Origin of the sequence: Streptococcus mitis (assembly GCF_000722755.1) — a bacterium.
Classification (GTDB): domain Bacteria; phylum Bacillota; class Bacilli; order Lactobacillales; family Streptococcaceae; genus Streptococcus; species Streptococcus mitis_CM.
Map to the genome: position 1 here is coordinate 82,431 of NZ_JPFY01000013.1, position 24,048 is coordinate 106,478.

The following is a 24,048-nucleotide window of genomic DNA, read 5'->3' on the forward strand; positions in this document are numbered from 1 at the left end:
ATTAAAATATTTCTGAAAGTAAAATCTATTCTATGACAAGCTTGAGATAAACCTATGACTTTATTGTATAATAAAGAAAAAGTCTCTAGGAAAGGAGTGAAAGAGCTACTGTTTGGATTACAGCTAGCTAAATTTTGAAAGAGAGAAGGAGAGGAACTCTCGTTTATTAATTACTTTCTTGTGTTTTCCTATGGTCGGGAGTAAAAATTTTAAAACAAAAAGAAAGCGCTTTATTTTTGGTGATATTGAAAGGTAGAAAGATGAATCAGAAGAATTATGACAGAAAACAAAGATATGGTATTCGTAAATTTGCAGTGGGTGTAGCCTCTGTAACCATTGGTGCTGTGGTGTTTGGAGTAAATCCTGTATTGGCAAATGAACAAGGAAACTCAACTGTAACTGCAGCTGAAAATAATAATCAAGGTTTATCAGAATTACCAAAAGAAGCTTCTTCAGGAAGTCTTGCTCATTTAGATAGCGAATTAGCTGGAAAATTGGCAACAGCAAAAGACAATGGTGTGGAAGTTGATCAGGATAAGTTGAAGAAAAATGAGACTACTGAAGCAGAGACAACCACTCCAACAAATACACCTGCAGCTGACAATACACCAGCTCCTGCTGATAAACCAGAAACAGATTCTGCAACTACAGAAGCAAGTAACAAGGACCAAGATAAAGAAGAAGAGGGAGTACTTCCTCGAGACTACTATGCTAGAGACATCGCAAATGCAACTCCAGTAGTGGAAAAAGAAGATGTTGAAACAAATTCGAAGAATGGTCAGCGTGTAGATTTAGCTAGTGAATTAAATGCATTGAAGAAACTTCAAAATGCGACCATTCATATGGAATTCAAGCCAGATGCCAAAGCTCCAGATTTTTATAATCTATTCTCAGTGTCTAGTGATAAGAAAAAAGATGAGTACTTCACCATGGCTGTTCTCAATAATACAGCCTTAATTGAGGGACGTGATGCTAATGGAACACAATTTTATGATAAATATACGGATGCTCCATTGAAAATTAAGCCTGGGCAGTGGAATTCAGTTACCTTTACTGTTGAAAGACCGAATGCAGAAAATCCAGGAGGAAAAGTTAGACTCTATGTAAATGGAGTTTTATCTCGTACCAGTTTGAAGTCTGGTAAATTTATCAAGGATATGCCAGATATTACCCATGCTCAACTTGGTGCAACAAATCGGGCAGGGAAATCAGTTTGGGGAGCAAATTTACAGGTTCGTAATTTAAGTGTTTATGATCGTGTATTAACTCCAGAGGAAGTTCAAAAACGGAGCCAATTGTTTGAGAGATCTGATTTGGAACAAAAGCTACCAGAAGGGGCTAAAGTTACTGAAAAACAAGATGTCTTTGAAGGTGGTATGCATAACAAACCAAATAAAGATGGTATTAAGAGTTATCGTATTCCTGCACTTCTTAAGACAGATAAAGGTACTTTGATTGCTGGTGCAGATGAGAGACGCTTGCATCACTCTGACTGGGGTGATATCGGTATGGTCGTCAGACGAAGTGAGGATAAGGGGAAAACATGGAGCGATCGAGTAACGATTACAAATTTACGAGACAATCCAAAAGCTTCTAATCCATCAATCGGTTCACCAGTGAACATCGATATGGTTTTGGTTCAAGATCCTGCAACAAAACGAATTTTTTCAATCTATGATATGTTCCCAGAAGGGCAAGGAATCTTTGGAATGGCTGCTCAAAGAGAAGAAGCCTATAAACAAATCGATGGAAAAACTTACCAAATCCTCTACAAAGAAGGCGAAGAAGGTTCCTACACAATTCGTGAAAATGGTACAGTGTATACACCAGATGGCAAAGCAACCGATTATCGTGTTGTTGTAAATCCAGTGAAACCAGCTTATAGTGATAAGGGTGATTTATATAAAGGGGATCAACTATTAGGAAATATTTATTTCACAAGCAATAAAACGTCTCCATTTAGAGTTGCTAAGGATTCTTATCTATGGATGTCTTACAGTGATGACGATGGTAAGACTTGGTCAGCACCTCAAGATATTACCCCAATGGTAAAAGCTGATTGGATGAAATTCTTAGGGGTTGGGCCTGGAACAGGAATCACTCTTCATACCGGACCTCATAAAGGTCGAATCGTTGTACCTGTTTATACAACAAATCAGACTAGCCACTTAAGCGGTTCTCAATCATCTCGGATTATCTACTCAGATGATCATGGTAAAACTTGGCATGCAGGAGAAGCACCTAATGACAATAGACCTGTTGGAAATGAAATTATTCATTCTTCAACAATGAGGAATGATGGTGCTCAAAATACGGAGTCAACAGTTGTACAATTAAACAATGGTGACCTTAAACTTTTCATGCGTGGGTTAACAGGTGATTTACAAGTTGCTACAAGTAAAGATGGTGGAGCTACATGGGAAAAGGAAATCAAACGATATCCAGAAGTGAAAGATGCCTATGTTCAAATGTCAGCTATTCATACGATGCATGATGGGAAAGAATACATTCTTCTTAGTAATGCTGCTGGGCCAGGCCGTGAACGTAAAAATGGTCTAGTCCATTTGGCACAAGTTGAAGAGAATGGAGAATTGACTTGGCTTAAGCATAATCTTATTCAAAGTGGTAAGTTTGCCTACAATTCTATTCAAGATCTCGGGAATGGCGAATATGGATTGCTTTATGAGCATGCAGATAACAACCAAAACGAATATACCTTGTCTTATAAGAAATTTAATTGGGATTTCTTAAGCAAGGATATGGTTTCTCCAACCGAAGCAAAAGTTACACATGCAGTTCATATGGGACAAGGCATTATTGCCATGGAATTTGATTCAGAAGTATTGGTCAATCAAGCACCAACATTACAGCTTGCAAATGGTAAGACGGCTACGTTTATGACGCAGTATGATACCAAGACTCTGTTGTTTACAGTAGACCCTGAGGATATTGGTCAAAAAGTTACGGGCTTAGCAGAAGGCGTGATCGAAAGTATGCATAATTTGCCTGTTTCAGTAGTTGGTTCTAAGATTACTCATGGTGTAAATGGAAATGAAGCTGCGACAAATGAAGTTCCAGAATTTATAGGTGGAGTTAATGGCGAGGAAGCTGCAGTAACTGAAGAAGCTCCTGAATATACAGGCCAATTAGCGACGGCAGGAGAAGAAGCAGTAAAAGTAGAAAAGCCAGAATTTACAGATGGAGTTAATGGCGAAGAAGGAGCAGTTGCAGCAGAAGTTCCTGAATATACTGGTTCTCTTGCAACAGTAGGAGAAGAACCAGCTCCAACAGTAGAAAAAACGGAATTCACAGGAGGCGTAAATGCAGTTCTAGCAGCTTCAAATGAGGTTCCTGAATATACCGGAGGTGCTAACTTTGTCTTGGCGGCTTCAAATGAGGTTCCTGAATATACAGGAGGTGCTAATTTTGTCTTGGCAGCTTCAAATGAGGTTCCGGAATATAGAGGTGGTGCTAACTTTGTCTTGGCAGCCTCAAATGCTCTTCCTGAGTATAAAGGAGGTGTCAATGGAGCTGAGGCAGCAATCCATGAAGTGCCAGAGTACAAGGGAGAAACCAAACCAGTCTTAGCAGCTGCAAACGAACGTCCAGCTAAGAAGTTATCTTTTGGACAAGATGCTACTTATCAAGCACCAGCAGCTAAACAAAACGAGCTACCAAATACTGGAAGCAAAGAAAATACAACCTTTATTTCTCTTGGATTAGTGACAGGTCTCTTATCTATCTTGACATTTGGGAAGAAACGAAAAGAGGACTAGATCAGGTCTTGAATAAAATGAATTTTGCTCATCGTTAATGATAAAAGAGATGGCCCATTTGAAAGATGGCTATCTCTTTTTATCATTTTATAAGGTAAGTGAACAGAAAACAAGACGGAACTGAAACTACTTTCAGAAACGGCTGTTCTATAAAATACTTTTGAAACTGAAATCTATTCTATCACAAAATATTGAAAGCGCTTAACAAATGATATATAATGAACTCATAAGAACAAAGAAAAGGAGGAAAGAGGATGCCACAGATTACTAAAGAAGCCTTGATTGCACAAATCAAAGATGGAATCATCGTTTCTTGTCAGGCCCTTCCTCACGAACCGCTTTATACAGAAGCGGGAGGAGTCATTCCCTTGCTGGTCAAAGCGGCTGAGCAAGGTGGAGCAGTCGGTATCCGAGCAAACAGTGTTCGCGATATCAAGGAAATCAAGGAGGTTACCAACCTTCCAATCATTGGGATAATTAAACGAGATTATCCACCGCAAGAACCCTTCATCACTGCCACTATGAAAGAAGTTGATGAATTGGCAGAGCTTGATATTGAGGTGATTGCTCTGGATTGTACCAAGCGTGAACGCTACGATGGTTTAGAGATTCAAGAGTTCATTCGTCAGGTTAAGGAAAAATACCCTAACCAGCTCTTGATGGCTGACACAAGTACTTTTGAAGAAGGCTTAGCAGCTGTTGAAGCAGGAATTGACTTTGTCGGAACAACCTTATCAGGATACACATCTTACAGTCCAAAAGTGGATGGTCCCGATTTTGAATTAATCAAAAAACTCTGTGATGCTGGCGTGGATGTCATTGCAGAAGGAAAAATTCATACACCTGAACAAGCCAAACAAATCCAGGGATACGGAGTGCGAGGTATCGTTGTTGGTGGCGCTATTACTAGACCAAAAGAGATTACAGAACGCTTCGTTGCTGGTCTTAAATAACACAATTTAAAAACAGAGGAGAGAGGTGAATGCGTCGGATGAAATGAAAACGTATACAAATGCAATCTTACTCATTATCCAATATGGATACGCTTATCAATTAGGAGAATACAAATGAAATTTAGAAAACTAGCTTGTACAGTACTTGCGGGTGCTGCGGTTCTTGGCCTTGCTGCATGTGGTAATTCTGGCGGAAGTAAAGATGCTGGAAAATCTGGTAGCGATAGCGGAAAAACAGAAATCACTTGGTGGGCATTCCCAGTCTTCACTCAAGAAAAAACTGGTGACGGTGTTGGAACATATGAAAAATCAATCATCGAAGCGTTTGAAAAAGCAAATCCAGATGTAAAAGTGAAATTGGAAACCATCGACTTCAAGTCAGGACCTGAAAAAATCACAACAGCTATCGAGGCAGGAACAGCTCCAGACGTACTTTTTGACGCACCAGGACGTATCATCCAATACGGTAAAAATGGTAAATTGGCTGAGTTGAATGATCTCTTCACAGATGAATTCGTCAAAGATGTTAACAACGAAAACATTGTACAAGCAAGTAAAGCTGGAGACAAAGCTTACATGTATCCAATCAGTTCAGCACCATTCTATATGGCTATGAACAAGAAAATGTTAGAAGAAGCTGGAGTTGCAAACCTTGTAAAAGAAGGTTGGACAACAGATGATTTTGAAAAAGTTTTGAAAGCGCTTAAAGACAAAGGCTACACACCAGGTTCATTGTTCAGTTCTGGTCAAGGGGGAGACCAAGGAACACGTGCCTTCATCTCAAACCTTTACGGCGGTTCTGTAACAGATAAAGATGTAACAAAATATACAACTGATGATCCTAAATTCGTCAAAGGTCTTGAAAAAGCAGCTGGCTGGATCAAAGACGGTTTGTTGAACAATGGTTCACAATTTGATGGTGGAGCAGATATCCAAAACTTTGCTAACGGTCAAACATCTTACACAATCCTTTGGGCACCATCTCAAAATGGTATCCAAGCTAAACTCTTGGAAGCAAGTAAAGTAGAAGTGGTAGAAGTACCATTCCCATCAGATTCAGGTAAACCAGCTCTTGAATACCTTGTAAATGGATTTGCAGTATTCAACAACAAAGACGAGAAGAAAGTTGCAGCATCTAAGAAATTCGTTCAATTTATCGCGGATGACAAAGAATGGGGTCCAAAAGACGTTGTTCGTACAGGTGCCTTCCCAGTTCGTACATCATTTGGCAAAGTTTATGAAGACAAACGTATGGAAACAATCAGTGGTTGGACTAAATACTACTCACCATACTACAACACTATCAATGGTTTTGCTGAAATGAGAACACTTTGGTTCCCAATGTTGCAATCTGTATCAAATGGTGACGAAAAACCAGCGGATGCTTTGAAAGCCTTTACTGAAAAAGCTAACGAAACAATTAAAAAAGCTACAAAACAATAAGCACTAAATCAGATTGACTCCTCCCTTTTCCCTGTGCATAGTCTATGTAAGAAAAGGGAGGATTTTGTTTGAAATGTAAGGAACTGTCACGAAATTAAAATGAAGTTCTTACATAAGCGAATCTTAAAAAATTTCATTTTGATTTTAAAACAGTTCAAGAAAGTCAAAAAATTATTCTATTTGAAAGAGAGGTGCCGACTGTGAAAGTCAATAAAATTCGTATGCGGGAAACAGTGATTTCCTACGCTTTCCTAGCACCAGTATTATTCTTCTTTGTCATCTTTGTCTTGGCTCCTATGATTATGGGATTCATTACAAGTTTCTTTAACTACTCAATGACTAAATTTGAGTTTGTAGGCTTGGACAACTACATTCGCATGTTTAAAGACCCTGTCTTTATGAAGTCTTTGATCAATACCGTGATTCTGGTTATTGGATCTGTACCCGTTGTTGTTCTATTCTCACTCTTTGTAGCATCTCAGACATATCATCAAAATGCCATTGCCAGATCCTTCTACCGTTTCGTCTTCTTCCTTCCTGTTGTAACAGGTAGTGTTGCCGTAACAGTTGTTTGGAAATGGATCTATGATCCACTATCAGGAATTTTAAACTTTGTCCTTAAGTCAAGCCACATCATCAGCCAGAACATTTCTTGGTTGGGAGATAAAAACTGGGCTTTGATGGCGATTATGATTATCCTTTTGACTACATCTGTTGGTCAGCCGATTATCCTTTATATCGCAGCTATGGGTAATATTGACAATTCATTGGTTGAAGCAGCGCGTGTTGATGGTGCGACTGAATTGCAAGTGTTCTGGAAGATTAAATGGCCTAGCCTCCTTCCAACAACACTTTATATCGCAATCATTACAACAATCAACTCATTCCAGTGTTTCGCCTTGATTCAGCTTTTGACTTCAGGTGGTCCAAACTACTCAACAAGTACACTTATGTACTACCTTTACGAAAAAGCCTTCCAATTGACAGAATACGGCTATGCCAACACCATCGGTGTCTTCTTGGCAGTTATGATTGCTATCGTAAGCTTTGTTCAATTTAAAGTACTTGGAAACGACGTAGAATACTAAAGAAAGGAGACAGCTATGCAATCTACACAAAAGAAACCTTTAACAGCTTTCACTGTTATTTCAACTATTATCTTGCTCTTGTTGACCGTGCTGTTCATCTTTCCATTCTACTGGATTCTGACAGGTGCCTTCAAGTCACAGCCTGATACCATTATGATTCCGCCACAATGGTTCCCTAAAATGCCAACCATGGAGAACTTCCAACAACTCATGGTGCAAAACCCTGCTATGCAGTGGATGTGGAACTCTGTGTTTATCTCATTGGTAACCATGTTCTTAGTTTGTGCGACCTCTTCTTTAGCAGGTTATGTATTGGCTAAAAAACGTTTCTATGGGCAACGCATTCTATTTGCAATCTTCATTGCAGCCATGGCACTTCCAAAACAAGTTGTCCTTGTACCATTGGTACGTATCGTCAACTTCATGGGAATCCATGATACACTTTGGGCAGTTATCTTGCCTTTGATTGGATGGCCATTTGGGGTCTTCCTCATGAAACAGTTCAGTGAGAATATCCCAACAGAGTTGCTTGAATCAGCTAAAATCGATGGTTGTGGTGAGATTCGTACTTTCTGGAGCGTAGCCTTCCCAATTGTGAAACCAGGATTTGCAGCCCTTGCAATCTTTACCTTCATCAACACTTGGAACGACTACTTCATGCAGTTGGTTATGTTGACTTCACGTAACAACTTGACCATCTCACTCGGTGTCGCGACTATGCAGGCTGAAATGGCAACCAACTATGGTTTGATTATGGCGGGTGCCGCTCTTGCAGCAGTTCCAATCGTAACAGTCTTCTTAGTCTTCCAAAAATCCTTCACTCAAGGTATTACTATGGGAGCTGTCAAAGGTTAATACTCTGCGAAAATTGAATTCAAACTACGTCAGCGTCACCTTGCCATACTTAAGTATTGCCTGCGGTTAGCTTCCTAGTTTGTTCTTCAATTTTCATTGAGTATAAGAGAATACAGAGTTATAAGTGTCTACAAAATGTTGGGTATTTGCTTACCTTAGATATTTTGTTAGACACTTATCAACTTAAGAATGATTTTAGTTAACTATCAGAAACGAAGGAAACAGTATGATTTTTGACGATTTGAAAAATATTACCTTTTACAAGGGGATTCATCCTAATCTAGACAAGGCTATCGACTATCTCTACCAGCATCGTAAAGATTCTTTCGAACTAGGTAAGTATGAGATTGACGGGGACAAGGTCTTTCTAGTTGTGCAGGAAAATGTCCTCAATCAAGCTGAAAATGATCAATTTGAGCATCATAAAAACTATGCAGACCTGCATTTGCTGGTAGAAGGACATGAATATTCGAGCTACGGTTCACGTATTAAAGATGAAGCAGTAGCATTTGATGAAGCGAGTGACATTGGCTTTGTTCATTGTCATGAAAAATACCCACTCTTGTTAGGTTATCACAATTTTGCGATTTTCTTTCCAGGAGAACCGCACCAGCCGAATGGATATGCAGGTATGGAAGAGAAGGTTCGCAAATATCTCTTTAAAATTTTGATTGATTAAAAAATCAGGAGGAGCAAACATGGCACAAAAAGGAGTAAGCCTTATCAAGGCAGCATTTGATACAGATAACTTTCTCATGCGTTTTAGTGAGAAAGTCTTGGATATCGTGACAGTCAATCTTCTTTTTGTCGTCTCTTGTTTGCCCATCGTGACGATTGGAGTGGCTAAAATTAGCCTCTACGAGACTATGTTTGAGATTAAGAAGAGCAGACGCGTGCCTGTCTTTAAAATCTATCTAAGAGCTTTCAAGCAAAATCTGAAACTAGGTCTTCAGTTAGGTCTGCTTGAGTTGGGCATTGTCTCATTAAGCCTTCTAGACCTCTATCTCTTCTGGGGTCAGACAGCTATGCCTTTCCAAATGGTGAAAGCTATCTGTCTAGGCGTTCTTATCTTCCTCACTATCGTGATGTTGGCTAGCTATCCCATCGCTGCACGCTATGATTTAACTTGGAAAGAAGTGCTGCAAAAAGGACTTATCTTGGCAAGTTTTAACTTTCCTTGGTTCTTCCTCATGTTAGCTATTCTCTTTCTCATTGTGATGGTTCTTTATCTGTCCGCCTTCAGTTTACTTTTAGGTGGTTCAGCCTTCCTGCTTTTTGGGTTTGGACTCTTAGTCTTTCTCCAGACTGGATTGATGGAGAAAATTTTCGCAAAATACCAATAAGATGGTTTGTTTCTGAAACTACTTTCAAGCCATAAACATTTCAAAATACATATCGAAACTAAAATCTAAGTGTACACAAGATATTGAAAGCGTTTTTCACAAGGTGTATACTAAACACGTAAAGAATAAATCCTGCTGTTAGCAGAAAAAAGAAAACTTAGGAGAAAATCTATGTCAGATTTAAAAAAATACGAAGGTGTCATTCCAGCCTTCTACGCATGTTATGATGATCAAGGAGAAGTAAGTCCAGAGCGCACACGTGCCTTGGTGCAATACTTCATTGATAAAGGTGTTCAAGGTCTCTATGTCAATGGTTCTTCTGGTGAATGTATCTACCAAAGCGTTGAAGACCGCAAGTTAATTTTGGAAGAAGTCATGGCAGTTGCCAAAGGTAAATTGACCATCATTGCTCACGTTGCTTGCAACAATACCAAAGACAGTATGGAACTTGCTCGTCATGCTGAAAGCTTAGGAGTAGATGCCATTGCAACGATTCCGCCGATTTATTTCCGCTTGCCAGAATACTCAGTTGCTAAATACTGGAATGATATCAGTTCTGCAGCTCCAAATACAGACTACGTAATTTACAACATTCCTCAATTGGCAGGGGTTGCTTTGACTCCAAGCCTTTACACAGAAATGTTGAAAAATCCTCGTGTTATCGGTGTTAAGAACTCTTCTATGGCAGTTCAAGACATTCAAACCTTTGTGAGCCTTGGTGGAGAAGACCATATCGTCTTTAATGGTCCAGATGAGCAGTTCCTAGGTGGTCGTCTCATGGGTGCCAAAGCTGGTATTGGTGGTACATATGGAGCGATGCCAGAACTCTTCTTGAAACTCAACCAATTGATTGCGGACAAAGATTTGGAAACAGCGCGTGAATTGCAATACGCAATCAATGCGATTATCGGTAAATTGACTTCTGCACATGGTAATATGTACTGTGTCATTAAAGAAGTATTAAAAATCAATGAAGGTTTGAATATTGGTTCTGTTCGTTCACCATTGACACCAGTGACTGAAGACGATCGTCCAGTTGTAGAAGCAGCTGCAGCCTTGATTCGTGAAACCAAGGAGCGCTTCCTCTAAGCCATAAGGAGGTATTTATGACACACTACGTTGCAATTGATATCGGTGGAACAAATATCAAATATGGTTTGATTGACCAAGAAGGCCAACTTGTTGAATCGCATGAAATGCCAACAGAGGCGCATAAAGGTGGGCCTCATATCTTACAAAAGACCAAAGATATCGTAGCCAGCTATTTAGAAAAAGGCCCAGTAGCAGGTGTTGCTATTTCTTCAGCAGGAATGGTGGATCCAGACAAGGGTGAGATTTTCTACGCTGGGCCTCAAATCCCTAACTACGCAGGCACCCAGTTCAAAAAGGAAATCGAGACTAGCTTTAATATTCCTTGTGAGATTGAAAATGATGTCAACTGTGCAGGTCTGGCTGAGGCGGTATCTGGTTCAGGCAAGGGAGCGAGTGTCACCCTTTGCTTGACTATTGGAACCGGTATCGGTGGTTGTTTGATTATGGATGGGAAAGTCTTCCATGGTTTTAGCAACTCAGCCTGCGAAGTTGGTTATATGCATATGCAGGATGGAGCGTTCCAAGATTTGGCTTCTACAACAGCTTTAGTGAAATATGTAGCTGAAGCACATGGAGAAGATGTTGATCAGTGGAATGGCCGACGTATCTTTAAGGAAGCTACCGAAGGAAATAAGATTTGCATGGCTGGTATTGACCGTATGGTAGACTATCTAGGAAAAGGTCTGGCAAATATTTGTTATGTGGCCAATCCAGAAGTGGTCATTCTCGGTGGCGGTATCATGGGACAAGAGGCTATCCTCAAACCGAAGATCCGCACAGCCTTGAAGGAAGCTTTGGTACCAAGTCTAGCTGAAAAAACACGATTAGAATTTGCCCATCACCAAAATACAGCAGGTATGTTGGGTGCATATTATCATTTTATACTCAATGAAAATCAAAGAGCAAACTAGGAAGTTAGCCGTAGGCAGTACTTGAGTACGACAAGGCGAAGCTGACGTGGTTTGAATTTGATTTTCGAAGAGTATTAAAACAAAACAATCCTAGTTTGGTCTAACCAAACTAGGATTTTCTTACACGTTTTTGTCTGCGATAGCCATTAAGTTTTTATTTTCCCAATAGCTATTAAAGATTTTCTCCTTGCTTTCACGATTGATTTCCAAAAAGTAGGCATAAATCAAATCGATAAAGAAGAGCATAGGAAGTTGAGCGGATATTCGTTGGATGTAGGATGGCTGGCTGTGTGTGGCTACAAGAACAGTCTCTGTATAGGCCTGACTATCTTTATTGGGAACACTTGAAAAAAGTACAGTCTTTGCCCCCATCTCCTTAGCATCTAATAGACTATCTAAAATAGAAGGAGTTGAGCCAGAAAGTGAGAAACCGAGTACGAGACAATTCTCATCCATAATACTGGTTGTCCAAGCAAAACCGTCTTGATCGGTCAAGGCCTCGCAGACCACACCTAGACGCATAAAGCGTAATTTCATTTCACGAGCGACAAGGCCAGAACTCCCTGTTCCAAAGAAGTAGACACGATCAGCATCTTCGATTAACTGGGCGATTCGTTCCAGTTGTTCTTCGTCAATCAAGCCCTGTGTTTGTTCTCGCATATTACTGTAGCTTCGAAGAACTCGGTTGGTTAAAGGACTATGTTTGTGAGAATGAGTGTCCTGTTTCTTTGCTTGGTGCAGGTATTGGAAAATAAATTCTCGATAGCCTGTAAAACCACATTTTTTAGAAAAGCGGGTCAGAGCAGCTTGAGAGATATGTAATTTTTGAGTGACCTGCTGAGAAGATAAATCATCTGCAATGGTTTCAGCTTGCAAAAAATAGCGAGCGATTTCTTGCTCTAGGTCTGTCATTTCTTCGAAGTGAGAATCAATGAGGGTTGCTATATCTGGTTTGTCCATAGGGAAGGCTCCTTTAAATGAGTCATATTGGAAAAAGACTGAGTCATCGAACTTTTACATTTATTATATCATATAATGTAGGGATGGATAAATAAAATCGTATTTTCCTGTAAAATGGGAAAAGCTCCCTTCTTTTCCAAAATTTCTTCTTAAATTATGGTACAATGAAGAGTAAGATTTTAAATAGAAATGAGACTGATTTGTATGAGGAAATTTAACAGCCATTCGATTCCGATTCGGCTTAATTTATTGTTTTCAATCATCATTTTACTCTTTATGACCATTATTGGTCGCCTGCTTTATATGCAGGTTTTGAACAAGGATTTTTATGAGACAAAATTAGCATCGGCTAGTAAAACAAAGGTGACTACTAGTTCAGCTCGAGGTGAAATTTATGATGCCAGTGGCAAGCCCTTAGTTGAAAATACTGTGAAACAAGTTGTTTCATTTACTCGAAACAACAAAATGACGGCTGCAGATTTAAAAGAAACAGCCAAGAAGTTGCTAGCCTATGTGGGAGTTTCTTCACCAACATTGACTGACCGACAGTTGGCGGACTATTATCTAGCAGATCAAGATGTTTATAAGAAAGCAGTGGAAAGTTTACCACGTGAGAAGCGACTGGATTCTGATGGGAATCAATTATCTGAATCCGAACTTTACAATAACACTGTTGAAAGTATCGATCCGAGTCAATTGACCTACTCGGATGACGAAAAGAAAGAAATTTATCTCTTTAGCCAACTCAATGCAGTTGGAAATTTTGCGACAGGAACCATTGCGACAGATTCCTTGACAGATACACAGATTGCCTTGATTGCTTCGGCTTCTAAGAATTTACCTGGTATCAGTATTTCAACTTCGTGGGATCGAAAAGTTCTAGATACCTCACTTTCTTCTATAGTAGGTAGTGTATCTAGTGAAAAAGCTGGTCTTCCAGCTGAAGAAGCAGATGCTTATATCAAAAAAGGTTATTCTCTAAACGACCGTGTTGGAACCTCTTATCTAGAAAAACAATATGAAGAAACCTTGCAAGGGAAACGCTCGGTAAAAGAAATCCATCTGGATAAATATGGTAATATGGAAAGCGTGGATACAATTGAGGAAGGTAGTAAGGGAAACAATATCAAGCTGACCATTGATTTGGCCTTCCAAGATAGCGTGGATGCTTTGCTGAAAAGTTATTTCAATTCCGAGCTAGGAAATGGTGGAGCCAAGTATTCTGAAGGTGTGTATGCAGTCGCCCTTAATCCAAAAACAGGTGCGGTTTTGTCTATGTCAGGACTCAAACATGACCTGAAAACGGGAGAGTTGACTCCTGATTCCTTGGGAACGGTAACCAATGTCTTTGTCCCAGGTTCGGTTGTTAAGGCCGCTACCATCAGCTCAGGTTGGGAAAATGGTGTTTTATCAGGAAACCAAACCTTAACAGATCAGCCTATTGTTTTCCAAGGTTCAGCTCCAATTTATTCTTGGTATAAATTGGCATATGGATCTTTTCCTATTACAGCTGTGGAAGCCTTGGAGTATTCATCCAATGCTTACGTGGTTCAAACCGCTCTTGGAATCATGGGCCAGACCTATCAACCAAATATGTTTGTTGGAACCAGCAATTTGGAAACAGCTATGGGAAAACTTCGTGCGACCTTTGGCGAATATGGCTTGGGGGCTGCGACCGGAATTGACCTACCAGATGAATCTACTGGATTTGTTCCCAAAGAGTATAGCTTTGCTAATTACATCACCAATTCCTTTGGGCAGTTTGATAACTATACGCCCATGCAGTTGGCTCAGTATGTAGCAACTATTGCAAATGATGGTGTTCGTGTGGCTCCTCGTATTGTTGAAGGCATTTATGGTAATAATGATAAGGGAGGACTGGGTGACTTGATTCAGCAACTGCAACCGACAGAGATGAATAAGGTCAATATATCCGACTCCGATATGAGTATCTTGCACCAAGGATTTTACCAAGTATCGCATGGAACTAGTCCCCTTACGACAGGACGGGCGTTTTCAGATGGCGCCACTGTTTCTATCAGTGGTAAGACCGGTACAGGTGAAAGCTATGTAGCTGGTGGTCAAGAAGCTAATAATACCAATGCCGTGGCCTATGCTCCAACAGAAAATCCTCAAATTGCAGTTGCAGTAGTCTTTCCTCATAATACCAATTTAACCAAAAATGTTGGGCCAGCAATTGCTCGCGACATTATCAATTTATATAACCAACACCATCCAATGAATTAGAAAGGAAGCCATGCTTTATCCAACACCTATTGCTAAGTTGATTGACAGTTATTCCAAACTTCCTGGTATTGGGATTAAGACAGCAACTCGACTGGCCTTTTATACTATTGGAATGCCGGATGACGACGTCAATGAATTTGCAAAAAATCTTCTTGCAGCCAAGCGAGAATTGACCTATTGCTCTATTTGTGGACGTTTGACAGACGACGATCCTTGTTCTATCTGTACTGATCCGACTCGTGACCAGACAACGATTTTGGTGCTAGAGGATAGTCGGGATGTGGCGGCCATGGAGAATATCCAAGAATACCATGGACTCTATCATGTCCTGCATGGTCTCATTTCTCCCATGAATGGTATCAGTCCGGATGATATCAATCTCAAGAGCCTTATGACTCGTCTTATGGATAGTGAAGTTTCAGAGGTAATCGTAGCAACAAATGCTACAGCAGATGGGGAAGCGACATCCATGTATATTTCTCGTTTGCTCAAGCCGGCTGGTATCAAGGTTACGCGTCTAGCACGAGGTCTCGCTGTGGGAGCAGATATCGAGTATGCGGACGAAGTCACACTCTTACGAGCTATTGAAAATCGGACAGAGTTGTAAAAGTCAGTAAAAATTTAGCTCATTTTGACGTATAAGACAAGCCCTAGGAATTTTTCTAGGGTTTGTCTTTTTCGTTTTATAATGAGAGAAGGACAAATCTTGATAATAAGAATACTTCCCAGTAAACACAAAATATAAGGTATCAGAAAACGGATTTTCAAAATTCCTAGTAGCATCTCTATCAATATATTTTACTGAAGGATAAAGTTTTTTTAAGGATAAGATTGCCCTTTAGTTCGTTATAATTTATTTTGAAATCGTACTATTTTTATGTTATGATATGGTCAATATATACTTAATAAGGGGAGTTTGAAGTATGGGTGGAAAGATAAAATCTAGCACGATAGCAGCAGAGGCGGCTATTAATGAGTTGGTCGGGTATGAAACGAGCGACAAGCAAAATCAGCAGGTGGAATTTGCATATACATCTGGAATCACTGGAATGGAAGCAGGACGTCAGACCTGCAATCAAATGCTTCAAGCGGTCAGTGATTTTAGTCCAGCTGTTTTGACCCAAGCAAATAAGTTTCCAGAAATTGCTCATAGGATTGAAAAACGTGATATAGAGCAAGCGAAGAGATGGAGTCACTAAGGAATGGCAGATAGAAATGAAGAAAAGCGCACAGAAATTTGGCGTAAGATTGTTAAGATAGAAGATAAGGAAGACAGACTCCGAGCAACTAAAAAGCAGTATGAACAGCAGTTGACAAACTTTTACTCGGATATTCAGAGCATTCACCATCGCATGATAAATCTATTGTCTCTCTCACCCAGTTCTCGTCAGCTAATAGAGCAAATCGAAAGTGATAATAGAACCATTCAGCGACAGGTCAACTCTTATGTAGAGGAGGAACTGGATACGTTGGAAAAACAAACTAAAAAGGCTTGTCGCTCTTTCGATGAAGCCAGAGAAGAACTGATAGCGGAAAGGAATCGGCTACCATGGGAGTAAAATACAGCGCACAAGAATCACAAGAATTGATTCAGGCCATGACGAACAACCTCCGAGTCGCAAATGAAGTCACAGACCGCTTATCTAGTGGATGTGATAACTTGATTTCCTCTTTAGACTCAGGTGAGCTGACAGGAGCAGCCTACACAGCTGGTAAAGGTCTCTTTACAGAGATTATCATCCCCAGCATCAAAAAGCTCCAAGCAGCGATAGATGATATCCAACTAGAGTTGAGCTCCTACAAAGATGCGGATGCTCAGGTCTCTGGATATGGAGATTTGGACCTAGACCAGCTCAAGGAACTGAAAAAGCTGAGAGAAGAGCAGTTAGCTATCGTAGAAGCTCAGATTCAAGTGAGGGAGAACTGGCTAAATCAAATCACAGACCTCTTTAGTCTCAATTGGGGGAGAGCCTTCTCTGAGAAGACCATCCTCTACAATACCAAGTTTCAAATCGAGTCGGGTATTCAGGATTTGGATGATAAGATTGAAAAACTAGAATTTTTTGTCTCACAGGTTTCCCAGTATTTCAGTGATAGCCTAGAAGTCCTTAGCTTAGCTATCAAAGGAGCCACGCAACTGAGTAAAATCATTGTCGATAGCGATGGAAACTACTATGCGGACGGTGTGGACATGAGCTGGGTACAGAAGATGAAGGATGTGAAGATTGAGTCACATAAGCTTGATAAGGATATCTCAATTACTCAGGCTGAAAAAGATAAGAAAAAAATTGTAGATGATTTAGTATCATCATACAATCTAGATGAATCTACGGCAAATGTACTTTATAAACTCCAGCAGGGAATTTTGAAGAAGGCAAAACAAGAAGGATGGACTAATGAAAAAGTTATCTATGAGTACAATAGACTAGTTGCATCTCCAGTCTATGGAGTAAGGGCAACCTGGAGAGGTCTTGCGGGAGTTGTTGATGCCAAAAATACAAGTGATTTAGATGATATTTTGATAAATACGTATTCTTTATCTGAAAGAGAGGTAAAGATATTTAAACGAGGGATTACTGACCAGTATAAATATAATTATAGTAAAGATTTGGCTCATGAGGCTATTCAAATTGCTAGTTTTACTGAGTTATCTTGGGGTGATAGAGACTTATCGAAGCTAGATGGCTGGAAGGGATTAAGCGCCCACATTATTAGTACAATTGGAAATTCAACTCGGATTGGAGAGCTCTCTGTAAATACTGAAAAGTATGAAAGTTCCTTCAAAGGAGACATTGATTCAGGGAGATATGATGATGCAGATTTTAATTCAGATTTAGATGCTATTACTTCTTACGAAAGAATGATTTCTAAAGATGTAGAAACAAAAGATGTGTTTAAGGTTCAAGCAGATTACAATCATAGTATACAAACAAACCAGACAAATCGTGTTGAGGAATTCTATACTGTGATGGGAAATGGGGATAAAGCTAACGGTAAACTTATGGTTGAAACGCTTATTGAAAATAATACGATAGGAGGCAACTTTATTAAGTATGGTTTTGATCTCAATACTTTTATTGGAAATCCTAATGACAAAGAAGAGGGTTGGAAACATGACTTCTATGATTATTTAGACAGAGGGGATGAAAAAAATGTCGGGACTTAAAAAAATACTAATCGTGATTGGTTCTGTAATTGCTTTAGCTACTGGCTTGAATCTTTATTTTCAGTATCAAAACCACCAAGAACATATGCAATTAAAAACCTCCTTTGAAGAGAGAGACAATATAGCCGTATTACAACGTTTGATGGCATCAGAAAAATATGCACCTGACATCCGTAAAGCGGGTTATGTCGTTCCTCCCGATGGAGCTATTCGCTTGGATGGAGGAATTGACTCCATAGAGATAAAAGGAGACATCGATTTGGATATCTCAAATCCGGGACAGAATGGGGTTACTGCTTATTTTAGAATAGAGATAGATGGTAAAATAACTAGTGCACTATATGAATTGGATAAGAACTTTGATTTAGTTTCTAGCGCCTATTTTCAAATAAATGAAAAAAATATAAAAGAGAGTGTGACTATCCCCCAAGCCGAAGAAGAGCGACTATTAAAAATTGTTCAAAAAGAGCTTGAGGCTTTCATGCAAAAGATGTATCAGACTTTGTATGGATAGTTTGTTATATTAGACTCAGGTGAGCTGACAGGAGCGGCCTACACAGCTGGGAAGGGTCTCTTTACAGAGATTATCATCCCCTGCATCAAGAAGTTACAAGCGGCGATAGATGATATCCAACTAGAGTTGACCTCCTACAAACATGCGGATGCTCAGGTCTCTGGATATGGTGATTTGGACCTAGACCAGCTTAAGGAATTGAAAAAGCTGAGAGAAGAGCAGTTAGCTATCGTAGAAGCTCAGATTCAAGTGAGGGAGAACTGGCTAAATCAAATCACAGACCTTTTTAGTCTCAATTGGGGGAAAGCCTTCTCTGAGAAGACCATCCTCTACAATACCAAGTTTCAAATCGAGTCGGGTATTCAGGATTTGGATAATAAGATTGAAAAACTAGAATTCTTTGTCTCACAGGTTTCCCAGTATTTCAACGATAGCCTAGAAGTCCTTGGCTTAGCGATTCAAGGAGCTACGCAACTAAGTAAAGTCATTGTCGATAGCGATGGTAACTACTATGCGGACGGTGTGGATATGAGCTGGGTACAGAAGATGAAGGATGTGAAGATTGTTTCGCATGCCAAAAGAGATTTTCAAGACTCAGAAACTCGTGCCATCAATAAAGCTTCTAGAGATATGATGCTATCGGACGATGGAGATGCCTACTATCGTGCCGAATTAAAGAAGCGTCTAAAAGGTCACGACAAGTCCGAATGGGATAAAATAATCGACGACTACAATCACACTCTTAAGATTGATGAAACAGGGAATATCATTGACATTTATCCATTTGAACAAGGTTATGTCGTTTCAAAAAATGGGAAATACGATGCCGACTATACTCATTTGGTTAACAAAAAGTTTGATGAACTAAAAGCACAAAACTTTGAAGCAAATTCAGCCGAATTTTGGAGTGGAGTAGCTCAAATATTCTCTGGATTGGGAGTTTACTTTGCGAGTGGCGCCCTCGAAGTCTTGAGTATCATGGCTGGTCCGCCAACAGCAGGGACAAGTATCGTAGCTGGTACGGCAGTGTCCGTATCAGGAGTACAATATGGAAATGTACTGATAGCTAGTGGAGCAGTAACTAGCTTATCAGCAATCACAAAGACGGCCTTACAAAATGGCGAAATTCAGGTTAATTATTCTAGCAACTACGACAGCTGGCAAGCCAATAAACCAACGAGTAAGACTTTTGGAAAAAAAGTTTCTGGACGAGTTAACGGTAAAAAAGTTGATAATATTCGAGTTGATGTCGAGCCAAATAGTGGGAAAATTCAAGTTCAGTCAGGGAGTGGAAAATCAAGTTATCGTCTTGATATAGATATCGAGGTTTCAAGAATTTCAAGTAGACAGGATATTGTAGACTGGGTTAACAGTCAATCTCAATTAAATGGTCTTAGTAAAGGAGCAAAAGAAGAAGTTATCAAAAATATGTGGAAAGCTTTTAACTGGTTGATGCAATAAGGAGTGAACAATGAAATTATATTTAAAAGGTGATTATACAAAAAAGATACCTTATGGTTATCTAGAGCTTGCTGGTAAAATGTGGTTTCCAGAAGAAAAGCAAGTTTCTTACTCAAATGCTGGAGACAATGAGCAACTACAAGAAGATTTTTTCTCAAATTTATCATTGAGGAAAAGTACTGCGGATAAGAGATGGTCTAGTGTCCCCCTAAAGGAAGGGGTACGAAGTCTCTTTTCACATATTGAGGAATGTATTGAAATCAATTTTGAAGATGCATTCGCTACGGATTATAATGAAAAGGGAGACTATCTCCGTATTTTAACCACCCATCTAGAAATTTTGACAGTTGATAGACGCGCCATGTACATTATGGCGCTTGAGATTGCAAAGGTCATTGACGGGCAAATTAGCGAGGATAATAAGAAGACATGGCTAACAGTCGAGGAATTTAAGAAAAAGCACGAGGCTATTCTATCTCTGACTTTTGAAGAAGCAAATGAACGAAGTTTGATTGAAATTCAAACGATGGATGTTGTAGACGACCCTCTTTGGGAGGAAGAAGCCACTCGTCGAAAAGAATATATACTAGCACATGGAGGCGATATCTCAGATTTATGAGACTATATATAAAAGGCGATTACACCAAAGAAATTCCATTTGATTACATGGAACTAGCGAAAAGGATGTGGTTTGAGGAAAAAGATGGAATAGAGCCAGATTTATCGTATGCTGGGTATCTAGATTTACCAATCGATAAACTTTCTATTCACTTAGAATTAGACAAGAAAACTCATGATGATAGATGGAAAAGTGTTCAGATTAAGGAAGGGATAAAATATGATTTTTTATCCCATAAGTCAGAATATATACAGCTAGACTATGAAGATGCTATGATGTCGGATTTTCGTGAGAAAGGTGAATGTTTAAGAATTGCTTCTAAGCATCTTGACCTTCTCACTGTTGATAAACGTGCTTTCTATATTATGGCCATTGAAATTGCGACTGCTATTGATGGTCAGATTAGCGAAGATGATAAAGAGAGCTGGTTAAGTGTGGAGGAATTTAAAAATCGACATGAGGATATCCTTTCGATGAGTTATGAAGAAGCAAATGAGCTGAGTTTGGAAGAAATTCCGTTTATGGACGATGTAAGAGACCCGGTTTGGGAAGAAGACGACCGCAGGAATGAAGAATACATCAAAATCCATGGTGAACCAGTTTATGACGATGAGGAAGACGAGTGATAATTTACAATAACACTTATTTGAAAGAGAGTGTTGAATAGGGGGAAGACTAATGCTAGATAAATTAAAACAGTTTAAATTGTTGATTGTATTGTTTTTGTTTCTGTTAGCGATTCCTTTATATTTTACTTACAATCATTTCCAACAATCTAGTGTTTTAAAAGAAGCCTTTGAGAAAAATGAGAGAATTGAAGTTCTACATCGTTTGACGGCATCAGAAAAATATGCACCTGACATCCGTAAAGCGGGTTATGTCGTTCCTCCCGATGGAGCTATTCGCTTGGATGGAGGAATTGACTCCATAGAGATAAAAGGAGACATCGATTTCAAAATATCGCATCCTGGACGGAATGGGGTTACTGCTTATTTTAGAATAGAGATAGATGGTAAAATAACTAGTGCACTATATGAATTGGATAAGAACTTTGATTTAGTTTCTAGCGCCTATTTTCAAATAAATGAAAAAAATATAAAAGAGAGTGTGACTATCCCCCAAGCCGAAGAAGAGCGACTATTAAAAATTGTTCAAAAAGAGCTTGAGGCTTTCATGCAAAAGATGTATCAGACTTTGTATGGATAGTTTCCCAGAGAAAGAAGCTTCTTGCTCAATACAATCCTGTATGAACAACTGGTTGTGTTGAGGAATTTTACTAGAAAAAGATACCGTAGATAAGCTACAAAAAAATTACCCAAGTACTTATAATTTCATTCGAAATATTGAAACAGGTAATCAAGAATTGACAGAGATGAGGTGATTAGATGAGGAAGAAAAAATTTGTAATTTTTTCATTGTTAATGGTTCTATTATTATCTTTCTCTGGTTTTCAGTACTATAAATATCAGAGAGTTCATAATATTTTTGATGAAATATACTACGAAGAAAGTGATTATCACAATTATACATTTCTCTGGAAAGGGCGAACTTTTTATAAGTTAAAAGGTTTAAAAATTGTGGACAACGATTCTCAAGAAATTTCTATTCATTCTATTGATTATAAAAGTGTAGATTTACCAAATACTATTCATTCTCTAGGTTATTATTTTTATTTTGGATTTCAGGAGATGACGAAAGTTGGGATAGAAATGCGTTTGAGAATACCAAATACAGAGACAAGCATAAATGTAGATTACCTGTACGATGTAAACAATCAGCAATTAGAACGATTTATATGGTATCACGATGAGAAAAGCGAAAGATATTATCATCAGTCTCAAGTAGAGGACTTTCTTGCCAAACACGGTAAGACTGTCGATGAGATTCGCAAGGAAGCAGATAATGTACTCCGTAATAAAGTCCTTAAAGATTGGACCACTATCTACTCTAGTCGTTTTAGCCCAGATAATTGGGGAGAAGTGAGCGTTAAAGATATATGGAGAACAGAATAACAAATGGAACGATGAGGTAATAGTTTTATAAAGGAAGGTTGGCATGAAACAATTCTTAAGAATATTTTGTTAAGAAGAAGTTGCTTTGGAGAAGTAAATGAGAAATAAAAACAAATTTATCTTTTGTTCACTCGTTTTGCTTGTTTATTTTTTATTGTTCATTTTGAAGCCGATCTACCAATATATTTCATTTTCTAAGATGGATGTGAATAGTAGTATGGTTCAATTGATTCAAGATAAAAATAATCAGGATTGGCATGCTCTTGATAAGCATATTCATCTAGTGCCCTCAAAAGAAAATGGAAAGAACATCGGCCTTATCTATGTGGTGGATGACTATAATCAAATTGAAAGTAAGATTTCTTCTGAGAATCAAGCGGTATCCATCAGTTACAATAATCGATTACAAGGAGACAAGAGTGTTGAAATTAGTTGGTTAAATGGGGAAAAGCGGTTGTATCATGCTGGGAGATATTTGAAATTAGCAAGTGAAAATCAAGCTGTGATTGAAAGTAACACAGGTTCTTCAGTGACCGTTTGGGAACAACGTTCGGAGAAAGCTAAAAAGCGATTATATGCGGTTGTAGAACAAATGAAAAAAACTGTTCTAGAGCATTTGTTCCAGCAAATAGTGTTCTGTTCGTTAGCTGTCATTCTCTTTCTTTTAAGGTGGAAAATATATTATCATTTAAGGAGGTATTGAAATTCGCAGGGGTTCTGAACTTCAATAAAGCTTCTAGGGATATGATGCTATCGGACGATGGAGATGCCTACTATCGTGCCGAATTAGAGAAGCGCTTAAAAGGTCACGACAAGTCCGAATGGGATAAAATAATCGACGACTACAATCACACTCTTAAGATTGATGAAACAGGGAATATCATTGACATTTATCCATTTGAACAAGGTTATTTCGTTTCAAAAAATGGGAAATACGATGCTGACTATACTCATTTGGTTAACAAAAAGTTTGATGAACTAAAAGCACAAAACTTTGAAGCAAATTCAGTCGAATTTTGGAGTGGAGTAGCTCAAATATTCTCTGGATTGGGAGTTTACTTTGCGAGTGGCGCCCTCGAAGTTTTGAGTATCATGGCTGGTCCGCCAACAGCAGGGACAAGTATCGTAGCTGGTACGGCAGTGTCCGTATCAGGAGTACAATATGGAAATGTACTGATAGCTAGTGGAGCAGTGACTAGCTTATCAGCTATCACAAAGACGGCCTTACAAAATGGCGAAATTCAGGTTAATTATTCTAGCAACTACGATAGCTGGAAGGCCAATAAACCGACGAGTAAGACCATTTCTGGTAGGGGTGGTAAACAAATTGAAGCCCGAGTAGGAAATCGAAAAGAGAACATTCGTGTAGATTGGGAGCCAAATAGTGGTCCTAATGGTGAAGGAGTATTTCAGGTTCAATCTGGAAGTGGGAAGTCGGGCTATTCGCTTGATGAATATATTGAAGTAAATACAATTTCTGGAAGAAAATCTATAGAAGATTGGGTAAATACCAATCGCCAACTAAGGAAACTTGATACAAACACAAAGGAAGAGATAATTAATAGGATTTTTAAGGGTTATCGAATTTATTACGGGAACTAGGTGGAC

At 39.0% G+C, this 24,048-nt stretch carries 22 protein-coding genes and 1 pseudogene; 22 read left to right on the top strand and 1 reads right to left on the bottom strand.

Translation table 11 applies throughout. The features are described from left to right. Positions 1-260 precede the first annotated feature (260 nt). The 9 genes from SK578_RS03725 to SK578_RS03765 all read left to right on the top strand — a co-directional run bounded on the left by SK578_RS03725 (position 261) and on the right by SK578_RS03765 (position 11,461). Complete coding sequence (locus SK578_RS03725; protein ID WP_042750653.1) at positions 261-3,776, top strand: SIALI-17 repeat-containing surface protein; 3,516 nt, start codon at positions 261-263, stop codon at positions 3,774-3,776. A gap of 254 nt (positions 3,777-4,030) precedes the next feature. Further along, entirely contained in the window at positions 4,031-4,729 is a 699-nt protein-coding gene (locus tag SK578_RS03730) for an N-acetylmannosamine-6-phosphate 2-epimerase (RefSeq protein WP_042750655.1), read from the top strand. A 114-nt stretch (positions 4,730-4,843) separates the two neighbouring features. After that, a complete protein-coding gene (locus SK578_RS03735) occupies positions 4,844-6,172 on the top strand; it encodes an ABC transporter substrate-binding protein (protein ID WP_042750657.1) in 1,329 nt (442 codons plus the stop codon). A gap of 221 nt (positions 6,173-6,393) precedes the next feature. Beyond that, entirely contained in the window at positions 6,394-7,260 is an 867-nt protein-coding gene (locus SK578_RS03740; RefSeq protein WP_161683542.1) for a carbohydrate ABC transporter permease, read from the top strand. A 15-nt stretch (positions 7,261-7,275) separates the two neighbouring features. Continuing rightward, on the top strand, positions 7,276-8,115 hold the full coding sequence (locus tag SK578_RS03745) for a carbohydrate ABC transporter permease (RefSeq protein WP_001192119.1): 840 nt from the start codon (positions 7,276-7,278) through the stop codon (positions 8,113-8,115). A gap of 226 nt (positions 8,116-8,341) precedes the next feature. Then, a complete protein-coding gene (locus tag SK578_RS03750; protein ID WP_000575449.1) occupies positions 8,342-8,794 on the top strand; it encodes a NanQ anomerase/TabA/YiaL family protein in 453 nt (150 codons plus the stop codon). Positions 8,795-8,813: 19 nt separating this feature from the next. Beyond that, on the top strand, positions 8,814-9,458 hold the full coding sequence (locus SK578_RS03755) for a YesL family protein (RefSeq protein WP_042750663.1): 645 nt from the start codon (positions 8,814-8,816) through the stop codon (positions 9,456-9,458). Between the two features lie 171 nt (positions 9,459-9,629). Continuing rightward, a complete protein-coding gene (locus tag SK578_RS03760) occupies positions 9,630-10,547 on the top strand; it encodes a dihydrodipicolinate synthase family protein (protein ID WP_042750665.1) in 918 nt (305 codons plus the stop codon). A 17-nt stretch (positions 10,548-10,564) separates the two neighbouring features. Next, entirely contained in the window at positions 10,565-11,461 is an 897-nt protein-coding gene (locus SK578_RS03765; RefSeq protein ID WP_042750667.1) for an ROK family protein, read from the top strand. A 109-nt stretch (positions 11,462-11,570) separates the two neighbouring features. On the opposite strand, the pseudogene SK578_RS03770 reads toward SK578_RS03765, so the two are convergent. Beyond that, positions 11,571-12,421: pseudogene (locus SK578_RS03770) on the bottom strand (MurR/RpiR family transcriptional regulator). A 189-nt stretch (positions 12,422-12,610) separates the two neighbouring features. On the opposite strand from SK578_RS03770, the gene pbp2b reads away from it, so the two are divergent. The 13 genes from pbp2b to SK578_RS03835 all read left to right on the top strand — a co-directional run bounded on the left by pbp2b (position 12,611) and on the right by SK578_RS03835 (position 24,042). Beyond that, a complete protein-coding gene (gene pbp2b, locus SK578_RS03775; RefSeq protein WP_080709961.1) occupies positions 12,611-14,668 on the top strand; it encodes a penicillin-binding protein PBP2B in 2,058 nt (685 codons plus the stop codon). Between the two features lie 10 nt (positions 14,669-14,678). After that, complete coding sequence (gene recR / locus SK578_RS03780; protein ID WP_042750674.1) at positions 14,679-15,275, top strand: recombination mediator RecR; 597 nt, start codon at positions 14,679-14,681, stop codon at positions 15,273-15,275. Positions 15,276-15,591: 316 nt separating this feature from the next. Continuing rightward, positions 15,592-15,867, top strand: coding sequence for a hypothetical protein (locus SK578_RS03785; protein WP_042750676.1), 276 nt, complete (start codon positions 15,592-15,594; stop codon positions 15,865-15,867). A 3-nt stretch (positions 15,868-15,870) separates the two neighbouring features. Next, on the top strand, positions 15,871-16,227 hold the full coding sequence (locus SK578_RS03790; RefSeq protein ID WP_042750678.1) for a hypothetical protein: 357 nt from the start codon (positions 15,871-15,873) through the stop codon (positions 16,225-16,227). Further along, on the top strand, positions 16,218-17,834 hold the full coding sequence (locus SK578_RS03795) for an ATP-binding protein (RefSeq protein WP_080709962.1): 1,617 nt from the start codon (positions 16,218-16,220) through the stop codon (positions 17,832-17,834). Before SK578_RS03790 ends, SK578_RS03795 begins: the two co-directional genes overlap by 10 nt. Beyond that, the gene (locus SK578_RS03800; RefSeq protein WP_042750680.1) at positions 17,821-18,348 is read left to right on the top strand and encodes a hypothetical protein; all 528 of its coding nucleotides are present in this window, start codon (positions 17,821-17,823) and stop codon (positions 18,346-18,348) included. Before SK578_RS03795 ends, SK578_RS03800 begins: the two co-directional genes overlap by 14 nt. Before the next feature lie 6 nt (positions 18,349-18,354). Further along, entirely contained in the window at positions 18,355-19,809 is a 1,455-nt protein-coding gene (locus tag SK578_RS03805; protein WP_200872079.1) for a virulence protein, read from the top strand. A gap of 10 nt (positions 19,810-19,819) precedes the next feature. After that, complete coding sequence (locus tag SK578_RS03810) at positions 19,820-20,428, top strand: hypothetical protein (protein WP_042750682.1); 609 nt, start codon at positions 19,820-19,822, stop codon at positions 20,426-20,428. Continuing rightward, on the top strand, positions 20,425-21,054 hold the full coding sequence (locus tag SK578_RS03815) for a hypothetical protein (RefSeq protein ID WP_042750685.1): 630 nt from the start codon (positions 20,425-20,427) through the stop codon (positions 21,052-21,054). The genes SK578_RS03810 and SK578_RS03815 overlap by 4 nt, the downstream gene beginning before the upstream one ends. A gap of 52 nt (positions 21,055-21,106) precedes the next feature. Beyond that, positions 21,107-21,634 (top strand): hypothetical protein, encoded by a 528-nt coding sequence (locus SK578_RS03820; protein WP_042750688.1) that lies wholly within the window; start codon positions 21,107-21,109, stop codon positions 21,632-21,634. A 179-nt stretch (positions 21,635-21,813) separates the two neighbouring features. Further along, positions 21,814-22,440: a TipC family immunity protein gene (locus SK578_RS03825; RefSeq protein ID WP_042750689.1), complete on the top strand. Its 627-nt coding sequence runs from the start codon at positions 21,814-21,816 to the stop codon at positions 22,438-22,440. A gap of 97 nt (positions 22,441-22,537) precedes the next feature. Next, positions 22,538-23,143 (top strand): hypothetical protein, encoded by a 606-nt coding sequence (locus tag SK578_RS03830; RefSeq protein WP_042750691.1) that lies wholly within the window; start codon positions 22,538-22,540, stop codon positions 23,141-23,143. A gap of 41 nt (positions 23,144-23,184) precedes the next feature. Continuing rightward, entirely contained in the window at positions 23,185-24,042 is an 858-nt protein-coding gene (locus SK578_RS03835) for a hypothetical protein (RefSeq protein ID WP_235228620.1), read from the top strand. The last annotated feature ends 6 nt before the right edge of the window (positions 24,043-24,048 follow it).

Bases quoted from the DNA above. Each gene is read 5' to 3' on its own strand.
- SK578_RS03725 (WP_042750653.1), top strand. From the start codon at position 261: ATGAATCAGAAGAATTATGACAGAAAACAAAGATATGGTATTCGTAAA.
- SK578_RS03730 (WP_042750655.1), top strand. From the start codon at position 4,031: ATGCCACAGATTACTAAAGAAGCCTTGATTGCACAAATCAAAGATGGA.
- SK578_RS03735 (WP_042750657.1), top strand. From the start codon at position 4,844: ATGAAATTTAGAAAACTAGCTTGTACAGTACTTGCGGGTGCTGCGGTT.
- SK578_RS03740 (WP_161683542.1), top strand. From the start codon at position 6,394: ATGCGGGAAACAGTGATTTCCTACGCTTTCCTAGCACCAGTATTATTC.
- SK578_RS03745 (WP_001192119.1), top strand. From the start codon at position 7,276: ATGCAATCTACACAAAAGAAACCTTTAACAGCTTTCACTGTTATTTCA.
- SK578_RS03750 (WP_000575449.1), top strand. From the start codon at position 8,342: ATGATTTTTGACGATTTGAAAAATATTACCTTTTACAAGGGGATTCAT.
- SK578_RS03755 (WP_042750663.1), top strand. From the start codon at position 8,814: ATGGCACAAAAAGGAGTAAGCCTTATCAAGGCAGCATTTGATACAGAT.
- SK578_RS03760 (WP_042750665.1), top strand. From the start codon at position 9,630: ATGTCAGATTTAAAAAAATACGAAGGTGTCATTCCAGCCTTCTACGCA.
- SK578_RS03765 (WP_042750667.1), top strand. From the start codon at position 10,565: ATGACACACTACGTTGCAATTGATATCGGTGGAACAAATATCAAATAT.
- pbp2b (WP_080709961.1), top strand. From the start codon at position 12,611: ATGAGACTGATTTGTATGAGGAAATTTAACAGCCATTCGATTCCGATT.
- recR (WP_042750674.1), top strand. From the start codon at position 14,679: ATGCTTTATCCAACACCTATTGCTAAGTTGATTGACAGTTATTCCAAA.
- SK578_RS03785 (WP_042750676.1), top strand. From the start codon at position 15,592: ATGGGTGGAAAGATAAAATCTAGCACGATAGCAGCAGAGGCGGCTATT.
- SK578_RS03790 (WP_042750678.1), top strand. From the start codon at position 15,871: ATGGCAGATAGAAATGAAGAAAAGCGCACAGAAATTTGGCGTAAGATT.
- SK578_RS03795 (WP_080709962.1), top strand. From the start codon at position 16,218: ATGGGAGTAAAATACAGCGCACAAGAATCACAAGAATTGATTCAGGCC.
- SK578_RS03800 (WP_042750680.1), top strand. From the start codon at position 17,821: ATGTCGGGACTTAAAAAAATACTAATCGTGATTGGTTCTGTAATTGCT.
- SK578_RS03810 (WP_042750682.1), top strand. From the start codon at position 19,820: ATGAAATTATATTTAAAAGGTGATTATACAAAAAAGATACCTTATGGT.
- SK578_RS03815 (WP_042750685.1), top strand. From the start codon at position 20,425: ATGAGACTATATATAAAAGGCGATTACACCAAAGAAATTCCATTTGAT.
- SK578_RS03820 (WP_042750688.1), top strand. From the start codon at position 21,107: ATGCTAGATAAATTAAAACAGTTTAAATTGTTGATTGTATTGTTTTTG.
- SK578_RS03825 (WP_042750689.1), top strand. From the start codon at position 21,814: ATGAGGAAGAAAAAATTTGTAATTTTTTCATTGTTAATGGTTCTATTA.
- SK578_RS03830 (WP_042750691.1), top strand. From the start codon at position 22,538: ATGAGAAATAAAAACAAATTTATCTTTTGTTCACTCGTTTTGCTTGTT.
- SK578_RS03835 (WP_235228620.1), top strand. From the start codon at position 23,185: ATGATGCTATCGGACGATGGAGATGCCTACTATCGTGCCGAATTAGAG.